Origin of the sequence: Sorangium sp. So ce385, assembly GCF_051474135.1 — a bacterium.
GTDB lineage: Bacteria > Myxococcota_A > Polyangia > Polyangiales > Polyangiaceae > Sorangium > Sorangium cellulosum_D.
The window spans coordinates 3427519-3454368 of record NZ_CP150337.1 but is presented as its reverse complement, the minus strand read 5'-3'; the positions used below and the strand labels follow the sequence as shown (position 1 = coordinate 3454368).

General features: G+C 72.0%; 18 protein-coding genes. 8 read left to right on the top strand and 10 right to left on the bottom strand.

Annotated elements, in window-relative coordinates:
- Positions 1-31 precede the first annotated feature (31 nt).
- Both WME83_RS12930 and WME83_RS12925 read left to right on the top strand, forming a co-directional pair.
- Positions 32-1564: a hypothetical protein gene (locus WME83_RS12930; RefSeq protein ID WP_437319584.1), complete on the top strand. Its 1533-nt coding sequence runs from the start codon at positions 32-34 to the stop codon at positions 1562-1564.
- A gap of 317 nt (positions 1565-1881) precedes the next feature.
- Positions 1882-2358, top strand: coding sequence for a hypothetical protein (locus WME83_RS12925; RefSeq protein WP_437319583.1), 477 nt, complete (start codon positions 1882-1884; stop codon positions 2356-2358).
- 32 nt (positions 2359-2390) lie between these two features.
- Here WME83_RS12925 and WME83_RS12920 read toward each other — a convergent pair whose 3' ends face one another.
- A complete protein-coding gene (locus WME83_RS12920; RefSeq protein WP_437319582.1) occupies positions 2391-3614 on the bottom strand; it encodes an FG-GAP repeat domain-containing protein in 1224 nt (407 codons plus the stop codon).
- 115 nt (positions 3615-3729) lie between these two features.
- Positions 3730-4632 carry a LysR family transcriptional regulator gene (locus tag WME83_RS12915; RefSeq protein WP_437319581.1) on the bottom strand — a complete coding sequence of 301 codons (903 nt, stop codon included), beginning with the start codon at positions 4630-4632 and terminating at the stop codon, positions 3730-3732.
- Between the two features lie 143 nt (positions 4633-4775).
- On the opposite strand from WME83_RS12915, the gene WME83_RS12910 reads away from it, so the two are divergent.
- Entirely contained in the window at positions 4776-5552 is a 777-nt protein-coding gene (locus WME83_RS12910) for an NAD(P)H-dependent oxidoreductase (protein ID WP_437319580.1), read from the top strand.
- Between the two features lie 31 nt (positions 5553-5583).
- Here the strand turns inward: WME83_RS12910 and WME83_RS12905 are convergent, their stop codons facing one another.
- The 5 genes from WME83_RS12905 to WME83_RS12885 form a co-directional block, all read right to left on the bottom strand.
- Positions 5584-6663: a cyclase family protein gene (locus tag WME83_RS12905; RefSeq protein ID WP_437319579.1), complete on the bottom strand. Its 1080-nt coding sequence runs from the start codon at positions 6661-6663 to the stop codon at positions 5584-5586.
- A 202-nt stretch (positions 6664-6865) separates the two neighbouring features.
- The gene (locus tag WME83_RS12900; protein WP_437319578.1) at positions 6866-8152 is read right to left on the bottom strand and encodes a PAS domain-containing protein; all 1287 of its coding nucleotides are present in this window, start codon (positions 8150-8152) and stop codon (positions 6866-6868) included.
- A gap of 207 nt (positions 8153-8359) precedes the next feature.
- Positions 8360-10243 carry a hypothetical protein gene (locus WME83_RS12895; RefSeq protein WP_437319577.1) on the bottom strand — a complete coding sequence of 628 codons (1884 nt, stop codon included), beginning with the start codon at positions 10241-10243 and terminating at the stop codon, positions 8360-8362.
- Positions 10243-11133, bottom strand: a complete 891-nt coding sequence (locus WME83_RS12890) for a hypothetical protein (RefSeq protein ID WP_437319576.1) — start codon at positions 11131-11133, stop codon at positions 10243-10245. Before WME83_RS12890 ends, WME83_RS12895 begins: the two co-directional genes overlap by 1 nt.
- Before the next feature lie 206 nt (positions 11134-11339).
- Positions 11340-11555, bottom strand: a complete 216-nt coding sequence (locus WME83_RS12885) for a hypothetical protein (protein WP_437319575.1) — start codon at positions 11553-11555, stop codon at positions 11340-11342.
- Between the two features lie 275 nt (positions 11556-11830).
- On the opposite strand from WME83_RS12885, the gene WME83_RS12880 reads away from it, so the two are divergent.
- From WME83_RS12880 to WME83_RS12865, 4 genes are all read left to right on the top strand, one after another.
- On the top strand, positions 11831-12526 hold the full coding sequence (locus WME83_RS12880; protein ID WP_437319574.1) for a hypothetical protein: 696 nt from the start codon (positions 11831-11833) through the stop codon (positions 12524-12526).
- 298 nt (positions 12527-12824) lie between these two features.
- Positions 12825-13721, top strand: a complete 897-nt coding sequence (locus WME83_RS12875; RefSeq protein WP_437319573.1) for a LysR family transcriptional regulator — start codon at positions 12825-12827, stop codon at positions 13719-13721.
- A 371-nt stretch (positions 13722-14092) separates the two neighbouring features.
- Positions 14093-15391 (top strand): S1 family peptidase, encoded by a 1299-nt coding sequence (locus WME83_RS12870; protein ID WP_437319572.1) that lies wholly within the window; start codon positions 14093-14095, stop codon positions 15389-15391.
- 751 nt (positions 15392-16142) lie between these two features.
- Complete coding sequence (locus tag WME83_RS12865) at positions 16143-17228, top strand: hypothetical protein (protein ID WP_437319571.1); 1086 nt, start codon at positions 16143-16145, stop codon at positions 17226-17228.
- A gap of 61 nt (positions 17229-17289) precedes the next feature.
- Here the strand turns inward: WME83_RS12865 and WME83_RS12860 are convergent, their stop codons facing one another.
- Positions 17290-19815 (bottom strand): DUF3656 domain-containing U32 family peptidase, encoded by a 2526-nt coding sequence (locus WME83_RS12860; RefSeq protein WP_437319570.1) that lies wholly within the window; start codon positions 19813-19815, stop codon positions 17290-17292.
- Positions 19816-20357: 542 nt separating this feature from the next.
- On the opposite strand from WME83_RS12860, the gene WME83_RS12855 reads away from it, so the two are divergent.
- Positions 20358-23099, top strand: a complete 2742-nt coding sequence (locus WME83_RS12855; RefSeq protein WP_437319569.1) for an MXAN_6577-like cysteine-rich protein — start codon at positions 20358-20360, stop codon at positions 23097-23099.
- Between the two features lie 232 nt (positions 23100-23331).
- Here the strand turns inward: WME83_RS12855 and WME83_RS12850 are convergent, their stop codons facing one another.
- Positions 23332-25410 (bottom strand): sulfatase-like hydrolase/transferase, encoded by a 2079-nt coding sequence (locus tag WME83_RS12850; protein WP_437319568.1) that lies wholly within the window; start codon positions 25408-25410, stop codon positions 23332-23334.
- Positions 25411-25666: 256 nt separating this feature from the next.
- Complete coding sequence (locus tag WME83_RS12845) at positions 25667-26782, bottom strand: CehA/McbA family metallohydrolase (RefSeq protein ID WP_437321992.1); 1116 nt, start codon at positions 26780-26782, stop codon at positions 25667-25669.
- Between the last annotated feature and the right edge of the window lie 68 nt (positions 26783-26850).

Below are 26850 nucleotides of genomic sequence, written 5' to 3'. Positions count from 1 at the left end.
CCCGGCGCGTCCACCCCGCAAGGAGCTCTGGATGCGCCTCGGCCTGCGCCTCTCGTTGATGGCAACCCTCACGCTCTCGGCGGGCTGCGGCGCCGGCGAGGGCGCTCCCGGCGCGGGCGGGGGCGGCGCGGCCGCCGCGACGGGGACGGGAGCCTCGGGCGGCGGCGCGGGCGGGATGGAGTGCGAGGCCGTGCCCTGCGCCGCGGAGGCGCCCGGCGCCTGCGCCATGGGCTCGCGGGCGTGCGTCGATGGGCTCCCGACCGGGGAGTGCCTCCCCGCCGAGCCGCTGCCGTTCGGAGAGGCCGTCTGCGACGCGCCCGCGCTCGACCTCGACTGCGACGGCGACACGAGCGCCTGCGGCGAGCTGGCAGGGAGCGTGCTGGTCGACAGCCACGGCACGGAGCAGCTCGTCGTTCAGGACATCCGCCTCGACGGGTATGGCTATGTCCACGTGATCGCCGACTTCGAGGGCGCCATCTCCTTCGAGGGCCAGTCCTACGCGGACGAGTACGGCGCGTTCTATGCGCGGCTGGGCCCGCTCCCGGCCCTGACCGTCGTGGATTTTCGGCCGCTCGTCAGCACGTACAACTCCTTCCTGCACCTGCTCGACGCGAACGAGCAGGGCGAGGCGTTCGTCACCTTCTCCCTCGCCGCCGGCCCCGACGTGATCACGACGTTCGGCGACACGGCCGTGACCGACGCCCCCAACCTGGCGCGGGTGACGCCGGGGCAGCCGCCCGTGTTCGTCGAGTTCGAGTCGCCGTTCGAGGCCACGTCCCTGGCCGCAGGCGACTCGCGCTCGGTGTACGTGGGAGGCACGTACCAGTCCCCGAGCGGCGCCGCGATCTACCGCTACTCGTCGGACCTGAGGATCGCCGCGTCGGCGGTCCCCACCGAAGCGTGCGCGGACTCCTCCGGCTCGTCGTCATTTCGCAAGTTGAGCATGGGCTCGGACGGGCTTTACGCCGTCCTCGATTCAGCAGGTGACACCTGCGTGGGCACAGCCACGTTCGAGAGCGGGCGTCACCTCGTGAAGTACTCGGAAGACCTCGACGCCGTGCTCGCGCGCCGCCCGCTGAACGTGAGCGTCTCCGGGATGTCCGCGCGCCCTGACGGGGCCGGGGTGGTCATCGCCGGCTCCGCCCAGGCTGGCGCGAGGATCGGCGGCCAGACCACGGCGCAGGAAGGAGGGTTCGTCGCCTGGCTCGACGCGGACCTCGGCGACGACGTCACCCTGGTGAGCCTCCCCGACATGACGCCGAGCGCGGTGTCGGTCGCGCGCGACGGGCTCGTCACCGTGGTCGGCACGTGCACCGGGCAGCCCGCCTGGGGCGACTGCTTCGTCAACGCGGCGCTGCTCGTGCGGCTGGACCCGAGAGGCCAGGTGATCTGGTCGAAGGTGCTCGGCAAGAGCGGCGTCTCCGCGTCCGCGCAGGCGGTGGGGACCTCGGAGCGCTTCGTCGTCGCCGGCGGCGACTTCTCCGGATCCCCCTTCGACGCCGTGGGTCTCAGCCCTCCCGCGGACGGCACCCGGGACGGGTTCCTGAGCGTCTTCAAGCGCTGAGCCGGAAGCGCTGAGCCGGTCGCGGAGCCCGCGTAGGAGCGCCGCGCGACGGCGGCTCAGCCCTCGGCGGCCGCCCTCCTCCAAGGCACGACGGCTCGCGCGCCCTCGGTGGTGCCGCGAGCCACCACCAGACATGGAGGCGCGCCCCTCCAGCCCGCGTCCCTCGCGCCGCGCCCCTTCCAGGATCTCGGCTGAACCAGCCTCCCCGCTCGCCCCGCTCCCCTCGTGGGCCCTGGTACGCCTCCTGCCAGTGTCCGCCTTGTCTCCGCACGAAGGAAGCCGCCCGCGAGACTTGCTGCAACGATCAAGGAGAGACGATGCTGCCCACGAACACGATCCCCAAGACCCGCTCCCTCGTCCTGTCGCTCACGATGGCCGCCGGCCTGGCCGTTACGGCGTTCACGTCCCCTGCGGCGGCCGGGCCGCTGCCGACGCTCTCCGGATGGGGCGTGCGCGGCAACGCCAGCTTCATGGGCTCGGTGAGCCAGCAGGTCGACGGCTCGCTCAGAGGGCACTTCACGATCATCATCCACAATCCCGGCGAAGACCCCGTCACCTGCCGCTACCTGCGCTTCCGTCCCCATACCGTGAGCGGCGGGAGCTGGAGCTTCGACGGCCATGGCACGTGCTGGAGCTCGGGCGGCTCGTTCGCTGCGGCGAACCGCTTCGCCTTCTCTGACCTGGGCAGCCCAGGCGCGGGCGTCGACACCGTCGACGTGAACTTCTACGGCCCGGTCGGCGTCTCGATCCCCGGCGGCTTCTTCGACGACGGCGACATCGTCTACACGCCTTGAGGCCAGCCGCGATCCAGCGGGCGTGTCAGGTCCTAGCGTTGTAGGAAGACGAAAGCGCCCTTCTTGTTCGAGATGACGATGTCCGGTCGACCGTCTCCGTTACCGTCCGCGACCGTGAGCTGGGTGCCTACCCCCGAATCGTCGTCGATGAGGACGGGCTGGAAGTCGATGCGTCCCGCCGCTCGCGCCTGCTCGAACCCGTAGAGCCGGGCCGGCGCGTCGAAGTCGGGCATGCCGTCAGGCACATGACCCCAGAAGCGCTCGCCGCTCACGAGGTCCTGGAGCCGGTCACCGTCGATGTCGGCGTGAGCGAGCGCGTGCGGCTCGTGCATGAACACGCTCGACGCGGCGTCGGGCGGGGTCCCCGGAACGACGACGTGCTCCACGAACGCGGCGCCGGCCACGTCGGGAACCTGCTCGAACCAGGAGAGCCCGTAGCCGTGAGCGGCCAGCGTGGTCGCGATGTCCGCGTCCCCGTCACCGTCCACGTCGATCACCTGCATCTGCGCTCCCCCGGCACCGAACGGCTGCTCGACGCGCGTGTACGGCGAGCCGTCGGGCGACCCTGGGCTCCGCGTGAAGTAGCCGCTCGCCTCGACCACGTCGATGGCGCCGTCCCCGTTGACGTCGCCTGCACCGAGGCCGTGCGTGAACGCGCCGTACCCCCGATCCTCGGTGAGCGCCCGGAAGACCCACGGCTCGGTCGGGTCCACGCCGGGCGACGACGTTCCGAGCACGCCCCCCGACATGTGCACGAGCTCGGGCACGCCGTCGCCGGTGATGTCGGCGAACAGGGGCGACTCGTTGTCGATCGGCCACGGCAGCGTGTCGTGACGAGCCCAGAGCGCGTCGCCGTCGCGCGGGTTCTGGTACCAAGCCGCGGGCGCCCCCGGAAAGCCGACGACGAGGACGTCGGTGAACCCGTCGTGGTCGAAGTCGTAGGGGAACTCGAAAAAGCAATCCGAGTAGCCGTGCGGATCGAAGGCTTCCCTCGGCCACACGGGATGGCTCGCGCCATACCCCGGACCCTCGTACCAATCCGGGCCCGCGATGACGTCCGTCACCCCGTCGTGATTGAAGTCCGCAAAGCTCGCGCCCTCGCAGGTGAACTCGCGGTGCAGCGTGATCTTCACGAAGCGCGCGTCGAGGGCGGCCTCACGCGGGAGCGGTGGGGGCGCGGTGACGGTGCCCGCGGGCGGCGCGTCGGTGACCGCGTCGACGGGCGCGCGCGAGGGCTCGGACGCGCAGGCAATCATCAAGGCGAGCGGTGCGCAGCACAATACCCCCATTCCCGAAGCCATCTCCGAGCGCTTAGCACGTCGTGGCCTCCTCAACATCCCGGTCGGACCGACCGAATCGGCGCCGCTCGCCTCAAACGCCCGCCGCGAACGCTCGCACCCGGTCCCGGAACCAGGTGAGCGCCGGGTGCCTGGCCGTCCCGTCGTGCCACACCATGGCGATGGCAAAGCCCGACACCGGGACGGGGGGCGTGAGGATCTGGAGCCGGCCGGCGCGGTCGCGCGCGATGCGCTCGGGGACGAGCGCCGCCATGTCCGAGCGCGCCACGATCTCCGGCACCATGAGGAACGAGGGCACGGACAGGACCACGCGCCGCTCGCGCCCGTGCGCGGCGAGCGCGGCGTCGGTCGCGCCCGCGAAGCCGCCGCCGCGCGGGCTCACCACCACGTGGTCGAGCGCGCAGAGCTGGTCGAGGCTGACGGCGCGCGACACGAGCGGGTGCTTGCGGCGGACGATGACGACATAGCGCTCGTCGAGCACCTTCCTGCTGCGCAGGCGCTCGGGCGCGGTCTCGGGCGTCATGAAGGCGACGTCCACCTCGCCGCGCTCCGCCTGGTCCGCGAGCTGGGCGCCGTCGAGGGCCCGCCACGCGAGCCGCACGCCCGGCGCCTCGCGCCGGAGCTGAAACGCGAGCGGCATCAGCAGCGCGTACTGCACATAATCGGACGCGGCGACCGCCACCGTCAGCGCGGCGGTCCCCGGGTCGAAGCCGGCCCCCGCGGCGACCACGGCGCGCACGCCCTCCAGCGCCTCGTGCAGCGGGGCTTGCAGCTCCAGCGCGCGCCGCGTGGGCGTCATGCCGCGCTGCGCGGGGAGCAGCAGCGGGTCGCCGAGGATCTCGCGCAGCCGCTGGAGCTGGGCGGACAGCGCCGGCTGGCTGAGGTTGAGCCGCCTGGCGGCCCTCGTCACGTTGCGCTCGGCGAGCAGCACGTCGAGCGCGACGAGCAGGTTCAGGTCGAGTCGGCTGCTATCCACCCAGGCGATAGCAGCACAGAAGAAACGCGATTTCAACGATGCCGGGGAGAGGCGTAGTGTTCGAGGCGTCGACCCGCCCGCGCCGCGGAGGCCCGGGGATCCACCGCGCGAGCCGGCGAACACGCCCTCGGAAAGGACATGCCATGAACATCCTCATCGTCTACGCGCATCCCGAGCCGCGCTCGTTGAACGGCGCGCTCCGCGACCGGATGGTCGCGACGCTCACCGCCGCCGGGCACGAGGTGCTCGTCTCCGACCTCTATGCGCAACGCTGGAAGGCGGCGCTCGACGGCGCCGATTTCCCGGCCGAGGCCGGAGGCGCCCGCCTGCGCCTCATCGACGCTTCCCACCGCGCGTTCGCCGAGGGGACGCAGACACCGGACGTGGCCGAGGAGCAGCGGCGCCTCCTCTGGGCGGACGCCGTCATCCTCCAGTTCCCGCTCTGGTGGTTCTCCATGCCGGCGATCCTGAAGGGCTGGGTCGAGCGCGTGTTCGCGCACGGCTTCGCCTACGGCGTCGGCGAGCACTCGGACCGACGCTGGGGCGACCGCTACGGCGAGGGTGTGTTCGCCGGCAAGCGCGCCATGCTCGTGCTCACCGCCGGCGGCTGGGCCGACCACTACGCGGAGCGCGGCATCAACGGGCCGATCGACGACCTCTTGTTCCCGATCCAGCACGGGATCCTCTTCTACCCCGGCTTCTCGGTGCTGGATCCGTTCGTCGTCTACCGCGCCGAGCGGGTGGACGAGGCGCGCTTCCGGACGATCGCGGCCGACCTCGACCGGCGCCTCGCGGGGCTGTTCACCGATCGGCCGATCGCCTACCGGCCGCAGAACCACGGCGACTACGAGATCCCGTCGATGAGGCTGAAGGACGGGCTCGGGGCGGGACAGCAGGGCTTGCGGCTGCACCGGGCCTGAGCCGACCGGGCCCGGCCCCAGCCCGATCCGCTCACCGGATCGCGAGGGGAATCCCGGGCGATCCGGACGCGCCCCGGAGGGGCAGCGGGCTGTAGACGTAGAAGAACTCGTACGGGCTCTTGTGGCCGTGCGGCCGGTCCTCGAGCTCTGAAGCCAAATCCGCGGCCAGCTCCGAGAGCACCATCGCCTCCTGCATGAAGATTCCGCTCTTCACCAGCAGGTGATGGTGCACCGGGAAGACCACCCCCGGCGCGACCGGGGGCTTCGGCGGGGTGACCTCGATGCCGAAGTTGTCCGACCCGACGCAGGCGATCCCCTTCGAGGAGAGCCACTTCGCGACCTCGAGCCCGATCCCCGGCTGGGCCATCCCCACGCCCGGCTGCGTGTAAAACCCCTCGGTGCCGAGCTCCCAGTTCTCCTCCCAGCCCGTGAAGATCAGCACGACATCGCCGACGCCGATGTCGCCCGCATCCATCTTCTGCGCGCGCAGCGTCCTCATCACCATCGACAGCGTGATCTCCTGGCCCCACGCGAGCGTCTCCCCGCCGTTCGCGTAGCGCTTGACGTCGAGGAGCACGCCGCGCGTGACGAGGGGTTTCACGTTCTCGACGCCGAGGTGCGCGAGCCCGTCTTCCGTCATGACCTCGGCGCCCGTGAACTGGTTGTAGAACAGCGCGTCGTCGGGGTCCGTGCTCCCGGGCGGGATGTAGCCGAAGTGCCCCAGCGCGTCGAACTGCGTCCCCATCTGGCCGAACTCCCCGTGCATCACCTCGGAGTTCGTGACCTGCTGCCCTATCCGCGACATCGGCCCGGCGTCCAGGGAGAGCCCCTGGTTGCCGGGGAACGTCGCCATGCCCGGCTCATAGACGTGGCCCAGGCGATAGACCTTGCCCTCCTTGATCAGGCGCTTGCCTTCGAGGACCTTGTCGTCCGTCTGCGTGTTGGAGGCGCCCGCCTCGTCGTCAGGGCCCCACGGCGAGGGGCCAGGGATCGGATCATACCCAGCCAGCGCCAGCGTTGGCACGCCGCGGGCCAGCGCCGCGCCTCCGATCAGGCTGATGGCCACGGTCGCCACGAACGCGCCCCGTAACGGCATCACTCCAGGCTTCATCGACAACCTCCTGGGCTACATCGCACGTTGTACCGACAGCGCCCCGCGCTCCCGTGATGGGCGCGGACGCATGTCCTCCACAGTGTACACCGTCAGGAGCGCTGGAGAACCGCTCTTCGGCGGCGCTCGCGCGCCCCGCCGAAGCCGTGGAGGCCTTGCGCGCACGCGCGACCACCCGGCCTCACGGCGGAAACGCGCTCGGTCAAGAGCGGCGCCGGGCGCGGAGCGCGTAGGCGATGCCGCTCTCCAAGGTGCCTTTGGTCACGATGCCGCTCAGATCCGCGCCCGTCATCGTGAGCGTCTGCGCGATCTGCGGCTTGATCCCGGTGAGCACGACCCGGGTGCCGAGCAGCCCCGCGGCCCGCGCCGCGCCGACGAGCGACTGCGCCACCTGCGCGTCGACGTCCTTCACGCCGGTGATGTCGAGGATCGCGATCCTGGCCTTCCGGGCGGCGATCCCTTCGAGCAGCGTCGTCAGGATCTGCTGGGCGCGCGCGGGGTCGACGGCCCCGACGATCGGCATCGCGACGACGCCGCGCGCCAGGGGCAAGAGCGGCGTGATGAGCTCCTGGATCGTCGCCTGCTGCATCTCGATGAGCCGCCGCTGCATCTCGGCGCGCTCGGCCTCGGCCTGCTTGGTCCGGCTGATGTCCACCGAGACCGTCCCGACCGCGTAGAGCTTCCCCTCGGCGTCGCGGATGGGGAACTTGGTCGACAGGTAGTTGCGCGGACCGTCGGGATAGACGAGCACGTGCTCGGAGGCGCCCGGCTGCCCCGAGACCGCGACCTCGTCATTGGCCTTTCGTATCGAGGCGGACGCCGCCGGCGGGAGGAGGTCGTAGACGGACTTCCCGAGCAGCTCCTCGCGGCTCATCCCGTAATAGGCCTCAATCTCGTGGTTCAAGAGGAGGAGCCGGCCCTCGACGTCCACCGCGACCACCATCGACGGCGTGTATTCGAGGAACGCATGGAGCAGGCTCTCGCTCCGCTCGAGCATCTGCTCCGTGCGCTTGCGCGCGGTGATGTCGTGCGCCGCCCCCAGCATCCGGCGCCCCGGGCCCTCCGGATCGCGGCCGAGCGCGACGCCTCGCTCGAGGAACCAGCGAAAGCCCCCGTCGCGACCGCGCGCGCGGTACTCCACCGTCGCCGGCTCCCCGCTCTCCGACGCGGCCACGCGAGCCCGGTACTCCTCGATGCGGCCGATATCGTCCGGATGGAACATCGACGACAGGCCGTCGCCGCGGAGCGAGCCTGCCGCCGCGCCGATGCCCTCTCCGGCGAGCTCGGCGAGCGCCCGGTTCCAGTAGATGTACCGCCGCTGCTCGAGATCGAGGACGTAAACGAGGCTGGGCAGCGCGTCGAGCAAGCGCCCCGGGAGGCTGCGGTCGGCCTCCTCCAGCTCGGCGTTGCGGGCGCGCAGGCGCTGCACTTCCTTCCGCAACGCATCCAGCTCCGCCTCGAGCGCCACGGTCTTCTGCTGCTCGCTCATCGCGTCCCGGGGGATTTTACCCCAAACTTTCGCTGAGTTGGATCACAATCTTCCTAAACCTCCAGAGTTTCACGAGCAGCCCTGGCGTGCATGGCGCACAGTCTGGGGAAATTCAATCGTTGCGGAGACATCGTCCACATCGTTCAGTTCGTTCACTCCGATGACGTCGATTCCCACCTGCGTGACCTGCCCCGGGCTGGCAGAGCCTCATTTCGGATCGAGGAAGTCGCACGCGGTGAGATTGCGCCCGTGGGTCCAGCGAAAGCTCTCCATCCATCCGTCGAGCACGCCGCGCGCATAGGGGTCGCCGTAGGCCTGGATAAACACGATCGACCCCGTACCGGCGCAGATGGGGACGAGCACGAGCCGGAGCTCCACCCACGTACCGCTGACCCGCCATCTCCGCTCGATGCCCGCGCCGAGCGCCGTCCTCACCGGGCCGCCGCCGAGCGCCTCGACGCGCATGGAGAGCGCGGCGACCTCGCGGGCGAACGACGCCTGCACCTCGCCGAAGGTCTTCTCGTTCTCGACATCGCTGGTGATGCGCGTGGACACCGACATTCCGCCGTGCGCCAGCGTGCCGGGCCGCTCGATCACGAACTCGACATCGCCGCCCAGGCGGCCGAGCATCCCCGGCGGCACGCGGGCGACGACATCGAGCCATTCGTTGCGGTACACGTCGCCGTCGAGGCGGCCCGGCTCCGGCTCGGGGAGGCGGACGCGCGGCGGGATCGGGAGATCGGCGAGCGGCGTGGGGACCGGCTCCGGTCCGGCGAGCGCGAAGAGCTGCGACGCGAGCGCGGCCTCGGCGCGCGCGGGAAAGCCGCGCACGAACGCGACGAGCTTGCCCCGACGATGGACGGCGGTGTTGGCGCCGATCGTGTAGTCGCCGCGCTCTAGGCCGAGGGCGTTCTCCCGCCAGCAGGCCGCGCTCTGGCCGAGCGTGGCCTCGAGCTCCTCCGCGTCCTTCTCGGTGTCCCACGCGCTGATCCACGCCGTCGCCAGGCGCCGATCCGGCCCGACGAACACGCCGAAGCGGTCGCCCGCCCAGCCCGCGGCCGCGCGCTCGGCGACGTCCGCGTCGACGCAGCGCTCGAGGAGGACGCGCGTGCTGAGCTCGCCGAGCGTGTCGGCGGTGGACAGCGCGTACCCCGGCGGCGGGCTCGGATCGGCGAACGGCCGCGGCGGCTCGCCCGCGAGGTATTTCTCGGGGTGCAGCACCTGCTCGGTGCTGCGCGGGAAGCGCGTGTACATCTTGTCGACGAGCGGGAACCCGCCGGCGCGATACACGTCGGTGACCAGCAGCATCCCGTCGCGGTAGGGGAACTCGAGGCGCTTGCGCGTCACGTCGAGCGCCCTGTCGAGCTTGGTGCTGGCCTCCCCGCGCGTGACGCTCGCGAGCGGGACGCGCTTCGTCACCTCCACGATCCGCCGCAGCGTGCGCCCGACCGGCGCGCCGGCCTCGGCGCCGAGCCACGCGCCCATCGCCACCATCGCGTCGCCCTCGATGAGCGCGAGCTGCGCGATGGCCTCGTCCGCGCTCTTCGCCTCGGGCGGGCGCGAAAAGCGCTGCGCCTGGAGCGCGTGCTGCACCTCGTGCGCGAGCACCGCCCGCTGCTCGAGCAGCTCGTCCTCGGACGCGAGGGGCACGTCGGGGATGAAGACCTTGTCGGTCGCGCGGCTGTAGAAGCCGACGACCTGCTCCTCCAGCACCTCGTCGACGGTGGAGAGCCCGCCGCGCTCTCCAGGCTGCGGGAGGAAGTCGAAGCCGAGCAGGAACGCGGCCTCGGAGCTGAGCGCGTCGCCCGGCGAGGGCTCCGCGTCCCGGTTGCCGAGCAGGCGCTCCACGAAGCGCGCGCGGTCGAGCCGCTCGACGACGACCGGCCTCCGCGGGGCGAGCTGCCGCGCGGCGCTCACCGCGCGCACGACGCCCTCGATGGCGCCGTCGTCGAGCGTGAACGTCCTCCGCGGCGCCGACCCCGCGGGCTGCTCGGCGCCGCGCGGGGGGCTCACGGGCGTCGCGCCGTGGCCGCAGCCCGCGCCGAGCGAAAGCGCGAGCGCGAGGAGCACGCGGAGCCGGCGCGGGCGCATCAGAACTCGCCCAGCCAGTAGCGCGGCTCGACCCGCGCCGCCTTGCCGGCCGGCCTTGCGTCGCGCTGCTCGAGCGAGACCGACGTGCCCGACGTCGCCATCAGCACGATGCCGCCGATGAGCCCGACGCCGCCGCCGATGGCCAAGACGAGGCCCGGGGTCGAGACCCCGCCGTCCTCCGAACCGGAGTCGTCGACGGATGAGCTCATGGAGCTCACGAGCATGAAGGTGCCTCCCGTGACCGCGGCGGTGGTGCCCAGGAGGGTCAGCCAGAACCCGGCGGTGCGGCGCCCGTAGCTGCCGGGGTCGACGCGGAGCGTGACGTCGCCCTTCATCTGCGCGAGCGTGAACGGCGCCGGCGGCGGCACGTCCTCCGGCGAGAGCGAGAACCGGCGCCCGTCGCTGCCGTCGATCACCTTGTCGCACGGCGAGGCGCAGACGGGCCGGATCTGCTGGACGGCGAAGCCGTAACCGCCGTAGGCGCCGTACGTCGTGGAGGCCTCCTCGACCACCCGCACGGGCGTCGGGCTGTCGACATGCAGCCGCACCACGCCGGGCGCGCCGAGCGTCGGCTCAGGGGCCGGGACCGGCTGCGGCGGCGGCGCTGCGCCGTAGCCCGGGCCCGCAGCGCCCGGCTGCGCGGCGCTCTTCTCCGCGAACTTTCCGCGCTCCACGTCCGACACCTGGGACCACGGGATGACGCGCACCTCCTTCTCGCCGAGCTCGATGATCTTCACGCTCTCCCCGGGCTCGGACGCGACGACGGTGCCCCGGATCGTGCCGCCGTTCTTGAGCGTGACTTCGTCCTCTCCGTCGGCGGCGCGGGCGCTCGCGCCGAGCAGCAGCGAAACAGCGGTCAACGTGGCGATGATGGGGAACCGATGGCGCATGAAGGCTCCTGTAGCGTAGGTCACGCAAAGGTCGTCGAATCCTCGATCCACCGTCAAGCGCGAAGGCGCGTCACAAACGTGCGCAACGCGCGTATCGCTCGCGGGCGCCGGCGACGAGCGCGCTGACCCCTCCGGGCAGCCCGCGGGCGCGCGACACGGCGCCTTCCCATGCAGGGCACATCGCGCCGCCGGCACGGGAGCCGTCGTCACTCCCTCTCCGAGCTCTCGTGATCGCCATGCATCTCCCCGGAAGCGCCGATATCCAGCTTGCGCCGATGACCAGGCGTGAACGGCGTTGACCCGATCGGCGCGCGCGACATAAAGATGCAGCTCGACGCGAACAGCGCGATGCTACGTTGTTCCATGCCTTGAACGCGGCCGTTCCAAATCGCCGCCTGGCGTCGCTCCGTGTAACGCGGCATGCTCCGGACGTGATTCTTGAGCGGCCGCGGGCGGGTTTCCTACGCCCGCCTCCGGGCCTCTCGATGCGGCGGCCCCTCCTCCGCATTCGGGCCGGTGCGCTCACGGGTCTTCTCGGAGGCGCCGTCGCCGAGCCCGGCATGCCGTCATCACAGGCCCGTCGATCGGCTCGCTGACGAACGCGGGCTCGACATCGACGGCGCTGGCAGCCGCCTGGCGGAGGAGGGCTCCCTCGGCGCAAACGATCGTCTGAATCGATGGATGACGTGGAGGCAGGATGAAGACAAGCGAACTTGGCAATCGACTTTGTATCGTGGTCTGCGCGGGCGCCGCGCTCGGCCTCTCCTCGGCCTGCTCGGTCGCCGATGCGTCGGACGAGCCGCTCGACCCGCTCGAGCCGATCGAGCCGCACTCGTCCGCCATCATCGGCGACGAGGTCGTGCTCTACGAGCACTCGGACTTCTCCGGCGTCTCGCAGGCCTTCGGGATCGGGCGCTACGACGTCGAGGACCTGACGATCATCGGCAATGACCGCGCGAGCTCGATCAGGGTCCCTGCCGGGCTCCGGGCCACGGTCTTCTTCAACGCCAACTTCGAGGAGGGGGCATACGTCTTCACCTCGGACACGAACCTCGCCGCGGGCACGAACGGCGTGTCCGTGAGCGCGGACGAGATCATCTCGAGCATCGTCGTCGCGCACGCCTCGGACCCGCAGCTCGACGTGGTCACCTTCTACGAGAACGCCAACTTCTCGGGCCAATCGTTCGTGTACAGCGTCGGCGGCAACTTCTTCTTCAACGGCCCATGGGACTTTCGGGTCAGCTCCGTCCGCGTCCCCCCCGGCTTCAAGCTGACGCTCTACGACGGGTACTTCTGGACTTCGCCGGAGTCGCGCGTCTTCACGGAAGACGCGAACCTCGCCCCCCACGGCTTCGACAACAAGGCCCGAAGCTTCATCATCGAGCGCCTGTAGGAGCGCGCGCGCGCAGCGCGCCAGCGCGCCTCACCCCGAGCGCGCCGGCGCGCGCGCGGCCGCCTGCAGCCGCGCCCTCGCCGCGGCGGGCGCCGAGCCCAACCCAGGCTGGCCACGCGAGGCGAGCTCGGCGCGCTCCCGCGGTCCTTTGCTCAGCAGGCCCCCTTCGCCTCGAGCCCCAACCTGTGCGGGCCCACCGCCGCCGCCGCCACGCTTAGGATCACGTCCGGAGTGTGCGAAGATGCCCGCGGCGGCGCCAGGTGGCGTCCCGGAAAGGCCGCGTTCGAGGAGTGGAACATTGAGGGAGCCCGATGATCTGTCAGGTCTGTCGATGTTCGTGCGCATCGTCGAGGAGGGCTCGCTCAGCGCAGCCGGCCGGGCGCTCGGCCTGCCGAAGGCGACCATCAGCCGCAACCTCGCGCTGCTCGAGAAGCGGCTCGGCGCGCCGCTGTTGATCCGCTCCACCCGCGCGCTCAGCCTGACGGATACGGGCAGGCGCTTCTTCGACAGGGTCCAGCCCATCGTTCGAGACGCGCAGCAGGCGACCGCCGAGGTCAAGCGCCGCCACGCGGCCCCCTCCGGGCTGCTGCGCGTCACGGCGTCGGTCGCCTATGGCCAGGCGGCGATCGCGCCGCGCGTGTTCGCGTTCATGAGGCGTTATCCGGCGGTCCGCGTCGACCTGCGCCTCGATGATGGGCGCGTCAACCTGGTCAACGACGGCTACGACCTGGCCATCCGCATGGGGGCGATCCAGGACAGCGCGCTGATCAGCCACAAGCTGGCCGACATCTCGATGGTCATCGTCGCCTCGCCGAGCTGGCTGGAGCAGCACGACATGCCCCGGAGGCCCGCCGATCTCGCCCGGCACGCCGTCGTCGTCCCGCGGCCCGACATCATCCAGTGGAAGATCGGCGGGGAGACCGTGCGCGTCCCCTGGCGCATGAGCACCAGCAACATGATCGTCACGCGGGACGCGGCGAGGGCCGGGCTGGGCATCGCCCTCGTCCCCGAGTTCCTCGCGGCGCGTGACCTGGAGCGAGGGTCGCTGGTACGCCTGCTCCCCGACGTCGAGATGCCGGTGATCCAGGCGACCGCCCTGTATACCCGGGCCGCCCGCCAATCGGCGGCGCTGCGCGCCTTGCTGGACGACCTCCTGGCCAGCCGGCCCATCGAGGTCGACGCCGCGCTGTCTTGACCCATTTCGGGACAGCTGCGATGCCGCCTCGTTCCACGCCTCGAACGCGGGCGTTCCAGATCGCCGCCTGGCGTCGCTCCGGGTGGCGAGGCATATTCTGGACGTGATTCTCGAGCGGTCGCAGGCGGATTTCGTACGCCTGCCGCCGGGCCTCCCGCTCCGGTGGTCCCTCCACCGTATTGGGCCCGGTGCGTCGTCGCCGAGCCGGGCGTGCCGTCATCACAGGCCCTGTCGCTCTGCTTGCTGACGAATCGCGAACGAACGCTGGCTTGACCTCGATCGCGCTGGCAGCCGCCCGGCGGAGGCGGACTCCCTCGGCGCGAACGATCGTGTGAACAACAACATCATCATAATAATGATGTAGAGGTAGAATGAAGAAGAGAGATCTTATTCATCAGCTTGGTCTCGCGGTGTGCGCAGGCGCCGCGCTCGGCCTCTCCACGGGCTGCTCGATGGATGGCGCGTCGGACGAGCCGCTCGAGGCGCTCGAGTCGCAGTCGTCCGAGATCGTCGGCGGCGAGGTCGCCGAGGCGAGCCCCTGGGCCGTCCAGGTCTTCGACGTGCGCGGGAGCACGGGCGACTTCTACCAGTGCACCGGCACCCTCGTCGCGCCGCGCTGGGTGCTCACCGCGCAGCACTGCATCGCGGACGAGGGCGAGACGTCGGCGGTGCGCGTCGGCAGCAACACGTACCTCGCGGGCCAGCGCATCGCGGTCGACGCCGTCCAGGTGCCCTCGGCCAGGGCCGACATCGTGCTGCTCCACCTGACCGAGGCCGCCGCTGGACCGTTCGTCCAGCTGGCCGAGGCGACGTCGGTCGCGACCGGCAGGGACGCGACGGCCTACGGCTGGGGGAGCGAGGGCACGCCGCTGGTGATGGCGCCGTCGCTCAAGAAGGCGATCCTCCACATCGACGGCTGGTACTCCGACGAGGAGCTCCTGGGGACGGGCGTGACGGGCTCGGGCTGGAGCGGCGACTCCGGCGGCCCGTGGTTCGTCGACGGGCGTCAGGTCGCCGTGTTCTCGGCCTCGAACGGACAGGACGGCACGAACCTGCACGCGAGGGTCACCGGCGTCGACGTCGCTCGCCACCGCGCGTGGATCGACGCCACGATCGCCGGCGGCCCCACCGTCCACCCCAGCGGCCAGGTGGTGCTCTACGATCTCTCGAACTTCTCCGGCATCTCGCAGGGCTTCGGGCTCGGCCGCCACGACCTCACGGACGCGACGATCATCGGAGACAACCGCGCGAGCGCCATCCGGGTCCCCGCCGGGCTCCGGGTCACGGCCTTCATGCACCCCGACCGCGGGGGCGAGGCGCGCGTCTTCACCTCGGACACGAATCTGGCGGCCGCGGGCTTCGACAACACCATGTCGAGCATCGTCGTCGCGAACGCCTCGGACCCGCAGCCGGACGTGGTCACCTTGTACGAGAACGCCGGGCTCTCGGGCGCCTCGGTCATGTACGGCATCGGCTCCTCCCACTTTGTAAGCACCCCATGGGACCAGAGGGTCAGCTCCGTCCGCGTCCCCTCCGGCTTCAAGCTGACGCTCTACGACGGGCTCTGGCGATACTCGGCCGAGTCGCGCGTCTTCACGACGGACGTGACGAACCTCGCCACCCACAGCTTCAACGACAAGACCCGGAGCTTCCTCATCGAGCGCTTGTAGGAGCGAGCGCGCGGAGCGGCCAGCGCGCCTCACCCCGGGCGCGCGGTCGCGCGCGCGGACGAAGTGAAACACCGTGCTTGGACACCCCACGTCCGCCTCGAGCGGGATGATCCATCCCCGCTGACCGCACCCGCAGCCCGCGGGCCCGTGATACGGCGCCTTCTCCGTGCAGGGCCCGAGGCCGGCGCTCCCTCACCAGCTCCGTTGCCCGCGCGACGCCGACCTCGCGCGCGCCGGCCATCGCCGCGCGTCAGTTTTCGATTGACGTCCGCCATGTGAACGTTCACAAAAGCTGGGCTCGGCTGGGATGACATCAGGGCGCGCTCCACGTGCGGAACGTCTGACAACCACCTAGGCTCGATCGCCAGCCCCGCGAGCGAATGAGGCCATTCGCCCACGGGGTCGACCTACTCGGCGGCTGCCCGGAATGACGGCGTACGCGTGACGGCGATGAAGAGATCACGGATCATGTTCGTGCGCGCCGCTTCTGCGGCGGCAGTTTCGAAGCTGGCGCGGAGTTCCGGAGTCAGACGAACGAGTCATCAAAGAACCGGATCGCCGAGGGCCTCCTGTCCATCAAGTACTGCGCTCGATAACAGCCGAGCTGACCGCGGTATGCAAGGTGGCGAGGATACTGCGGGCTCGGCGGGACCGGCGCGAGCTGCCCGGTAGGGGTGGTGAAGGCTTTATGGACCCCTACCGTAATTTTTCGATACGTGACACGGCCGGATATGGAGGGTGATGTATCCATATGAAGTCCATCAGTGCTTTCACGGGTGTGCGCCTTGCGTCGCTGTCGCTGATGTCATCGATAGCGATAGCAGTTTGTATGCCCATCGCGGCGTGCGGCGACCAGGCGAGCGGTCAAGGCGGCTCTGGGCAAGGTAGCGCCGGTTCAGCCGGCGTGGGCGGCGATCTCGGCGTTACCACCGGGAGCGGCGCGGGGAGCGGAAACGCCTCAGGGAGCGGCGGCGGCGCAGGAGGGATGGGCGGCGGCGCAGGAGGGATGGGCGGCGAGGCAGGAGGCGGCGGCGCAGGAGGGATGAGCGGCGAGGCAGGAGGCGGCGGCGCGGGAGGGATGGGCGGTCCCACCCTGCCGCCGATCGCCGATTACTCGGACGAGGGCCCCTTCGATACAGTCGTGGAGCAGAACGTGGGGCCGAACGGAGCCTATACGGTGTTTAGGCCCGAACCCCTGGGCATGGACGGCTTCTTGCACGCTCCGATCATTTTCGGCCCCGGCATCGGCCAGCAGGTGGCGGTGCACACGACCATGCTGACGAACTTTGCTTCTCACGGTTTCGTGGTCGTCGGGTCCCCCGTCCTCAATGGCGGCCCCGGCGACGAGGGCAATCGCAAGAAGATGGAGGATGGTCTCAACTGGATCCTGGAGCAGAACGACGCGCCAGGCAAATACCAGGGCAAGCTCTACGTCGATCACGCGGTCTCGATGGGCTTCTCGGTCGGCGGCACCTCGGCCGTGCAACTCGGCGGTCACGAGGCGGTGGCCACTGTCGTCTCGATCCACGGCCACAGGGCCTCGGCCGACCTCCACGGCACGATGCTGCAGACGACTGGCACCCAGGATACCGTCGGCATGCCCCTCCAGCAGGCCACCTACGACATGTCCGGAGTGCCGACATTCCTGGCAACGCTGACGGGCGCGCCTCATCAATACATCGAGAGGGACGGCGGCGGCGAAGAGCGGCCCGCGATCGTCGCGTGGATGCGCTACTGGATCTACAACGACATGGGCGCGCGAGACCATTTCTTCGGGGACGATTGCGTGTTGTGCAAGGCGCCTTGGGAGAACCCCCAGCGCAAGAACTGGGAATGACCTCGCGTTGAAGGTGCCGGAGCGCCCGCTCCCCTGCCATCCAAGTCACCCCCTCCCCCGCTCACGCCTGCAGCACCCGCAGCGACCCGCGCACGACTCCATAGCTGCCCTCGACCCGCAGCCCGCGCGCGACCTCCGTGGGCGCCACCTCCCCGGCGAGCAGCCGCCGGTACGCCTCCACCACCCGCCGCGCCCCCTCCGCGTCCTCGCGCACGAGCTCGATCCGGAACCGCCGCACGCCGCCCTTCGCGAGCTTCGGCACGAGGTGCGCCGCGCTCTGGGGCGCCGCGTGAAACACCGTGTTACGACACCCCACGTCCGCCTCGAGCGGGTGATCCATCCCCGCCCGATCCCGCAGCGACAGCGCGTGCTCCTCGCACGGCCTCCCGCAGGTGCGATGGTCCTTCCCCTCCGAGAGCGCGGCCGCGATCACGCAGTGCTCCATGTGGAACAGCGGCATCGGGTGGTGCACCACCACCTCGGCGAACGGCGCGAACGGCGAGTCGAGCAGCGAAACGAGCTGCGCGGCGTCGAGGTCGAACGACGGCGTGAACGCGGCGAGCCCGCGCGAGAGGACCTCGCGCGCGGCCAGCTTGTTCGTGACGTTCAGCGAGAAATCGCCGATCCGCGGCGTCCCCTCGGGGGCGTCGAGCAGCGCGCCGAGGCTGCGGACCAGGATCGCCGCCGGCCCGAGCGAGAGGAGGTACCGATCGATCTTCTCCTCCCCCGGCTTGCGGATCCGCGGCGGCGCGACCGCCACCCAGGCCCCCGCCGCGATGAGCTCGCGCGCCGCGGACCCGAGGCCGACCATCTCCAGGAAATCGAGGTAGACGCCGCTCGCGCCGGCGTCGAGCGCCGCGCGCGCCTGGAGCGCGTTGCGGCACAGCACGAACAGGCCGGGCGGCGGCGGCTCGATCGCCGGGGGGACGGCGCCGGCGAGCAGCCCCTCGTCCGGCGGCGGAGCGCACGCGCGGGCGCGGTGCGACGCCTCGAGGAGCGCCGCGACGAGCGCCCGGCGGGCGCGGTTCAGCGCCGACGGCGGCACGAGCGCCGGCCCGTCGAGCGACAGCGCGACGCCGCGCAGGACGAACGGCGTGTCGCCCAGCCGATCGAGCTGCCGGCGCAGCGTGGCTTCGTCGAGCGGCGACCGATCGGCGCGGCCGAGCGGGGCGTCGACCTCGACGGCGGCCGACGCGCCGCCCTCGGCCGCCGCCGAGAGCCGCGGGCGCTCGCCGAGGCGGCCCTCCAGGCGGACGTCGATCGGCACGCGGCGCGGGGCGCGCTCGAGCGCCTCGCGGACCGCGCGCGCGCCGGCAGGGTCGCTCGTGCGGAAGACCCGGCGCCCGCGCAGCGCCCGCGCGCCGCGCAGCACGTCGTCGGGCAGGCGCCGGTCCGGGCCGAGCCACACCTCGACGTCGACGCCCGCCGGGGCGCGCTCGACCTCGCGGCCGTCGACCCACAGGCCCCAGATGCGGCCGCCGATCTCGCCCTCGCCGGCGAAGCCGCCCTCCACGAGGATCCCCTCGCCGCGCGCGAGCGGCCGGGCGGCGCGCACGACCACGACCTCGTGGCCGCGCCGGCGCGAGGCGCCGCGCGCCTCGCCGACCTCGATGCCGCGGTGATCGCAGGTGCGGCCGTCGACGAGGCGCTGATGGTCGACGCCGCGCAGGAAGCCGGGCCCCGAGCCGCGCGAGAACGCCTGGAGCGCCGCCTCCCGATCGAGCGCGCCGGGGCCGGGCCCCTCGCCGAGCGCGGCGTCGATGGCGGCGCGGTACAGCCGCGCGGTGGCGCCCACGTACTCGGGGCCCTTGAGGCGCCCCTCGATCTTCACCGAGGCGACGCCGAGCGCGACGAGGTCCGGGATGACGTCGGTGGCGTCGAGATCCTCCGGCGAGAGCAGGTAGGCCGCGTCGCCGAGGTCGCGGAGCGCGCCGTCGACGACGAGGCGGTACGGCAGGCGGCAGGCCTGGGCGCAGGCGCCGCGGTTGGCGCTGCGGCCGCCGATGGCCTCGCTCGTCAGGCACTGCCCCGAGTAGGCGATGCAGAGCGCCCCGTGCACGAAGACCTCGAGCTCGACGTCGGTCGCCCGGCGGATGGCGGCGATGTCGTCGAGCGAGAGCTCCCGCGCCAGGATGACCCGCGCGGCGCCGAGCGATCGCGCGAGCTCGACGCCGGCCGCGTCGGTGCAGGTCATCTGCGTGGAGGCGTGGATGGGGAGCCCGGGCGCGAGCGCGCGCACGAGGCGCATCACCCCGAGGTCCTGCACGATGACCGCGTCGACGCCGGCCGCGGCGCACGCCTCGATCGCGCCGCGGACCGCCGGGAGCTCGTCGTCGAACACGAGCGTGTTCAGGGTGACGTAGCCCTTCACGCCGTGGGCGTGGAGGAAGCGCAGGGTCTCCGCGAGCTCGGTCGCGTCGAAGTTCGCGGCGCGGGCGCGGGCGTTGAAGGGCGAGGCCGCGCCGCTGCCCGCGGCGCCCCCCCGGAGGCCGAAGTAGACGGCATCGGCCCCGCCGCGCACGGCGGCTTCGAGGGCGGCGCGATCGCCGGCCGGGGCGAGGACTTCAGGGCGCGCAGGCCGCATCATCCGCGCCGTTCTAGCAAGGGGCGGCGCGGTTGTCCCCCTCTCGCACGAGCGGCCGCCCCGATGAGCCGGCTCGCCGGCGCTCGCGCGACGGCGAAGCGAGCAGGAAAGCGCCTTCTCCGGCGGGCTCGGGCGCGCCGGAGCGCCTTGACCTGCCTTCCCGAGGTGGGGCACGATCGGCCAGGACACCGAACGGGTTGAAACCCCGAGAGAATGAACCACAGAGGCACAGAGGACACAGAGGAAGAGAGAAGAGAGGGCTCAGAATCTTTTCTTCATCCCTCTGTGCCCTCTGTGTCTCTGTGGTTCCAACCTCTTCATTCTCGGGCGTTTCGAGCTGCTCGGCGCTCTCGCAGCCCACCCGGCCGACATGCCATCCGATCCTCGCCGGCCGGCGCGGCGAGGCCCCGGCGGCAGGGTCGGATGCGCGGAGCGACGACAGCCATCAACCACCAGCGCGGAACTCGGGAGCTGAACGTCGGAGAGGCGCTTGCATTTCCCGCCCGCCCATGCGCCAGGGCGGCGCATGCCGCAGAGGGATGCCGATGAACAGAGACGGATTTCGCTTCGGGTACGCGCTCTCGCCGGCCGTGCTCTGGCTGCCAGCCGCGCTCCTCGCGGCGACCTCCGCGTGCGCCGGCGACGTGAGCCCGCCGGCGGCCCTCTGCGATCCTCCCGATTCGGCCTGCGACGGGGTCTGCGTGGCGCTGCGGTCCGACCGCTCGAATTGCGGCGCGTGCGGCGTGGCGTGCTCGGCCGATGAGGCGTGCGTGGCCGGCGCGTGCGAGGCCCGGGGCGGCGGCGGGGGCGAGGGCGGCGGCTCCGCGGGCGGGGGCGGCAGCGGGCCGGAGGCGTGCGGCGGCGACCGCCATCTACAGCGCTGCGACGGGGAATGCGTCGACACGCGCACCGACCCGAGCCATTGCGGCCGATGCGGCTCGGCCTGCGAGCCGGGCCGGGCGTGCGTCGGCGCCCTGTGCCGGCGGACCTGCCTGGAGGGCCTCACCGACTGCGCCGGCGCCTGCGTCGACCTCACCGCGGATCCGCTGCATTGCGGCGAGTGCGATCGCGCCTGCGACCCCGGCCAGCCGTGCGAGGGCGGCGCCTGCGGGTGCAGCGCCGAGCCGTCCCAGGACATCGGCTCCGCGGTCCCCCAGCGGGTGAGCGGCACCACGCTCGCCGCCGACGACAGCCGCTCGCTGAGCTGCGCGGGGTCGGGCGCGGCCGATCAGACGTTCCTGTTCACCGCGCCGCACGCGGGGACCTACCTGTTCGACACCTTCGAGGCCTCGCACGACACCGCGCTCGGGGCGCTGCGGGCGGACACGTGCGCCGAGGTCGCCTGCAACGACGACGCGGGGAGCCGCCAGTCGCAGATCGCCGTCGACCTCGCCGAGGGCGAGCCCATCCTCGTGGTGGTGAGCGGCGCGGAGGGCGACTTCACGCTGCGCGTGACCGAGCCGGGGCCGGTCCAGTGCACGCCGACCGCGCTCAATCCGGTCGTCCCGCAGACGGTGGTGGGCTCGACGGTGGGGCTCGAGGACTCGGTGCTCGCCACCTGCGACTACACCTCGAGCCTGGACGCCACCTACACCTTCACGGCCCCCGAGACGGGCCAGTACGTCTTCAGCGCGCGCGCCGCCGTGTCCGAGCTGCTCGTCGAGATCCTCGACGGCGGCACCTGCACCGGCGATTCGCTCAAATGCCAGTTCGGCTTCGGCGAGTCGATCGCGGTCGCGGAGATCGAGGCTGGGAAGACGGTGCTCGTCGCCGTGGCGAGCCCGGTCACCGCGATGCGCGAGTTCACGCTGGACGTGTTCGAGGCCCCGGCGTGCCCGGGGGTGGATCTCGGCTCGACCGTCCCGCAGACGGTGACCGGGAGCAACGAGGAGCTCTCCAACGTGCTCGCGCCGTGCTTCGCGCCCACGAGCGGCGGAGAGGCGACCTTCGGCTTCACCGCGCCGCACGACGGCGTGTACATGTTCGACGCGACGGGCTCGAGCTTCCCCGCCCTCCTGGAGGTGCGCCGCGACGGGTGCACGGGCGAGGTCGTCACGTGCCTCGACGGCACGTCCAACCCCGCGCGGGCCGCGGTCCCGCTCGCGTCCGGCGACACCGCGGTCATCGTGCTCGACAGCCATGGAGACGCGGGCGACTACGCGCTCGAGATCACCGAGCTCGCGTGTCCCGTCATCGATCTCGGCGCGACGGCGCCGCAGACGGTCACGGGCACGACCGCCGACTTCAGCGATATCCTCGCGCCCGGATGCGGCTACTTCGGAGGCCGCGAGGCGACCTACCTGTTCACCGCCCCGGCCTACGCGCTCTATACCTTCGATACGGAGGGCTCGACGTTCGACACGCTCCTCGACGTGCGGGACGGCTCGTGCGCCGGCCCCTCGCTCAAGTGCAACGACAACGCCGATCCCACGGGGGTCCTCACCCACTCGCGGCTGAGCGTGCTCCTCAACGCCGGTCAGTCGGTGGTCGTGTCCGTGGACAGCTACGAGGCGAGCGGTGAGTACACGCTGAGCGTCACCCAGCAGGAGGCGCCGCCCTGCCCGCTCTTCGATCTCGGCGACTCGGTCCCTCAGACGGTCACGGGCAACAACGAGGGCTATGCCGATGTCCTGACGCCCGAGTGCGGCGGCGGCCCCGGCGGCGAGGCGACGTACGCCTTCACCGCGCCGGCGGACGGGTATTACGACATCGACACCGCCGGCTCCACGATCGAGACGGTCCTGTCCGTGCGCGACGGCGGGTGCAGGGGCGACGAGATGGCCTGCGAGAGCGGCGGGCGGAGCTCGCGCGCCATCGTGCGGCTCGACGCCGGCCAGACGGTCCTGATCAGCGTCGAGGCGAGCGGCGAGGGCGGCGACTACGCGCTCAACGTGAGCCAGTTCGACGGCCCCGGCACGTGCGCGGCGCCCGTCGCGCTGGAGCCCTCCGTCCCCTTGAGCGCGGCCGGGACGACGGAGGGGGGCCACGACGTCGCGGCGGCGAGCTGCGGCGGCTCGGACGCGCCCGACGTGGCCTATTCATTCACCGCGCCCGAGGCGGGGACCTACACGATCGACACCGTCGGCTCCGAGTTCGACACGGTCCTCGCCGTCTTCGACGGGAGCTGCGAGGGCGAGGAGCTCGCCTGCAACGACGACGTGGTGCTCGAAGAGTGGTTCGAGCCGGTGTCGGAGCTCGAGGTGTCGCTCGAAGCAGGGCAGACCGTCGTCATCGTGGTCGACGGGTTCATGGAATACGGGCATTACGAGCTCAACATAGCGCTTTGATCCCCGCAGCGCCGCGCGGCCGGGCGGCGCCGCGGAATCGCATCTCGCGATGCTGCCCCAGCTCTCGGGCGACAATCCCGCTCTGCGCCCCCCCGCGCGGGGCCCGGACGCGAGCGTGGCGCGGGAGGCGCCGAGATCGCCGTTCGCGATCAGAGGGGGGGCGGCCAGCGGGGCACGGCATCGATCCCGCGGATCTTCGACGGAGGCGCCGCCTCCTGGTGCGCCGCGGCGCTCACCTCCCCGCCCGCTCCAGCTCGGCCTCTGCGGCCAGGAACACGGGGGATCGCAGGAGCGCGCCCATCAGCCGCAGCGCCTCGCGGGGGTGAGCCGCGGAGACGTCCACGTCGTCCGGATCCGGCGCGGTCACATCGTACAGCTCGGGGGCGCCCCACTCGAACGGCAAGACGAGCTTGTAGCGCTCATCGAGGATGCCCACGCGCGCGATCTGCTGGTCCGAGACCGCCGTCGCGAGCAACGGCAGCCGGCGCGGGGGGGGCTCGGGATCGAGGAAACCGAGCAGATCCTCGCCGTGGTATCCGTTCATGGGCGGATCGGGGATGAGCAGCCGGGCCATGGTCGGCGCCACGTCGATGAGCGAGACGCGCTCCTCGACGACCATGGGTGGGATGCCGGGGACGCGCAGGACCAGCGGCACCCGCAAGAGCGACTCCCACAGGAAGGTCGAGTGCGGCCAGAACCCGCGGTAACCGAGCGCCTCGCCGTGGTCCGACACGAAGAGCACGAGGGTGCGGTCGGCGAGATCGAGCTCCTCCAGGCCGCGGAGCAGCCGCCCGAGGTGCTCGTCCAGGCTCCGCGCCACCACCCGGTAGCGCCAGTTCCAGCGGCCCTCGGCGGGCACGTGGTAGCGCTCGGCGGCGCCCTCGACGTACGTGCCATCGAGCTCGTGCCAGTTGTGGACATCGAAGTTGAAGAGCCACGCGAAGAACCGCTGCGAGCCGCGCTGGGCGAGCCAGGACAGGGCTTGATCCACCATCGACCCCGCCGTCGGCTGGTCGGCGCCGTAGCCCCAGACCCCCCCGCGGGCGTGGTCGGGCAGGCGATACGTCTCATCGAACGCGAACGTCGGCAGGAGCAGGGAGATGAAGTCGGCCGCCGAGGCGGGGATGAACAGGGTGGTCGGGACCTCCACGCGCTTGGCGAGGTCCAGCAGGCTGCCCGGGCTGCGCGCCAGGCCGTCGTAGCTGCCGCCGAGCAGCCCGGGCAGCGCGCGCAGCGTGTCGGAGCCCGTCGAGTACGCGCGCTCGAATCGGACCGCCCGGCGCGACAGCGCGGCGGCGTTCGGCATCACCTCGTCGTCGTAGGCGACGTCGCTGCGGAGGCTGTCCACGTAATAGACGAGGACGTTGAAGTCGGCCGCGAGCGCGCGTCCCCCCGAGCCGGCCGCGCCCGCGCCCGGCCGATCGCTCCAGCCCGCGTCCCAGCGGGGGTCGCGCGTCGGCTGGTCGACGTCGTACCGCTCGCGCAGCGCCTCCACACGGCTGGCGCGCATCCCGGCGACGTCCTCGCCGCGCAGGATGGCCTGCGCCAGCTCGATGCGGCGCAGCATCCTCCCGACGTAGACGGGGTCTCGGCCCGTGTGCGCCAGCATCTCCTGATGCCAGCCTCGCAGCCTGGGCGACGACGCGAGGAAGAGCACCCACACCGCGGCGGCCACGGCGGCCGCCCGGATCGCGGCCCGCGCCCGCGCGCGCCGCGCGGCGAGCGTCAGCCCGGCGAAGCAGGCGCACCCGAGCAGCGCCGCCCCGCAAAGCTCGAGGGCCGTGTGCACGCGCCTGTAGATGGCCACGAGCACGGTGAGGTCCACGATCACGAGCGCGCCCCCGAGGACCCCGAGCGCGGCCGCCGTCGCCGCCGCCACCGCGCAGCCGCCCGCGCGCCCGACGTCCGCCGCGCGCAGGGCGCGGCTGTGGACGAGCGCGACCGTGGACGCGGCCAGGCCGACGGCGGTCAGCGCGAGGTAGGGGCCGAGGGTGCCCAGCGCGCCGGCATGCGCGAGGCGCCCGGAGAACACCCAGAAGGCGGTGCTCGAGAGCGCCGCGACCGCGATCGACCCGTAGGCCGCCGCCCGCGCGACCTCGGCGGCCTGCGGCGCCCGCCGCTCGAGCGGCGTCGCGAGCAGGCGCACGAGGGTGACGAGCGCCCAGGCGGCCAGCCCCAGGCCCGCGCCGACGGCGACGTAGAGGCCCACGGCGGCCCTGAGGTGCCCAGCCAGCGCGACGCTGGCAATGTCGTGGCGCACGGCGGTATCGGCCGCCACCGCGCCGAGCCCGACCGTGACGCCCGCCGACACGCACCGCGCGAGCTCGTCGCGCGATCGCCTGCGCCCCGCGGGAACCCGGGCGAGCCGCGGAATCCAGCGCAGAGCGGCGTGTAGTGATGTCCGAGGCACGCCGTCGCGAGCGTAGGAAACGGCGCCGGGTTCATCAAGCGGCGTTGCCTCGTGGGGCCGCGCGCGCTCTCGCTGCTCTCCACGGTGCCGCCCGGTCGCCCGGCGGTCGCGCGCGCCGCGCTGTTCGGCGCGCCCCCCTGGCCGCCGCGCGCCGAGGTCAGCGCGCGACCCAGTAAGCCTGCGTCCAGGCGCGGGACCCGTCCGGCGCCGTCAGGCGCGCGCGCACGTACTGCTCGGGGCCGCGGAGCTGATAGCTCGCGCGGTAGGCCGCGCCTGACATCTCGGCCTCGGCCGTCGCCGGCGCGGCCTCGAGCAGCACGCCCCACCGATCGATGAACTCGACCATCACGTCGGGGGGCTCGACCCAGAGCGTGAACGTGTCCGACGCGACGGCGAGGCGCGTGAGCCTCGGCCCCGACGAGGCGTAGAGCCGACCCGCGCCCAGGGCAGCGCAGATCGCCGCCTGCGACGTCTCCTCGGCGAAGACCTCGACCCACCCGGTGCCAGGTCCCACCTGAGGCACCTGCTTGTCCGCGCCGGTGAGCGAGTGCATGTCGTCGACCGCGACCGCGGCGATCGGCTGGCCAGACGAAAGCGCCTGCTCCCACTTCTCTTCCGCGGAGGTGTGGGTGGCGTCGCCGTCGCTCCGCACGTGCGGATGACCGCTGAATATCTCGAGGAGCTGGGCGCCCTCGGCCCCCGAGATGTCTTCGGCCTCGATGGCCCAGTGGAAGTTCGGGTGATTCACGAGCGCCACGCCCCCCTGCGCCAGGATCTCCGACGTCGCCCAGGCGAGCGCGGCCCGCGCGGTGCGGAAGGTCCCGCCGCCGATCCGCCGCTTCGTGCAGAGCGCGTTGACGTGCACCGGCTGCCCGGCGGCGGCCATCGTCACCTCCTCGCCGGGGATGACCAGGAAATCCTGCACCTGCGAGGCAGGAGGGCGCGTCACGTCGAGGTAGTTGTTGTGATCCGTCAGCGCGAGGAACTGGTAGCCGTGATCGCGATACCAGGCGAACACGAGCTGCGCCGGGCTGTCACCGTCGGAACGGGCGGAGTGCGCATGGAGGTTGCCGCGCTGGAAGACGCTGACGTCCAGCTGCTGGACGAAGCGCGGCGGCCGCGAGGGCAACGGCTCCCGCGAGATGTCGAGCGCTCCCGTCGGAGCCACGTCCTGGCTCGTCCCCGCGCGCCCGAGCACCGCCGCGAGCGCGGCCGCGACCGTCGCCACCGCGGCCCATCGCGCGCATCGCCGCACCATGGCGGGCTTCACCACCAAGTCGGCTATCCTCGGCGTCGGGTCGGAGCCGCGCGACATTGGGCATCATTGTAGCACGGGTCGCG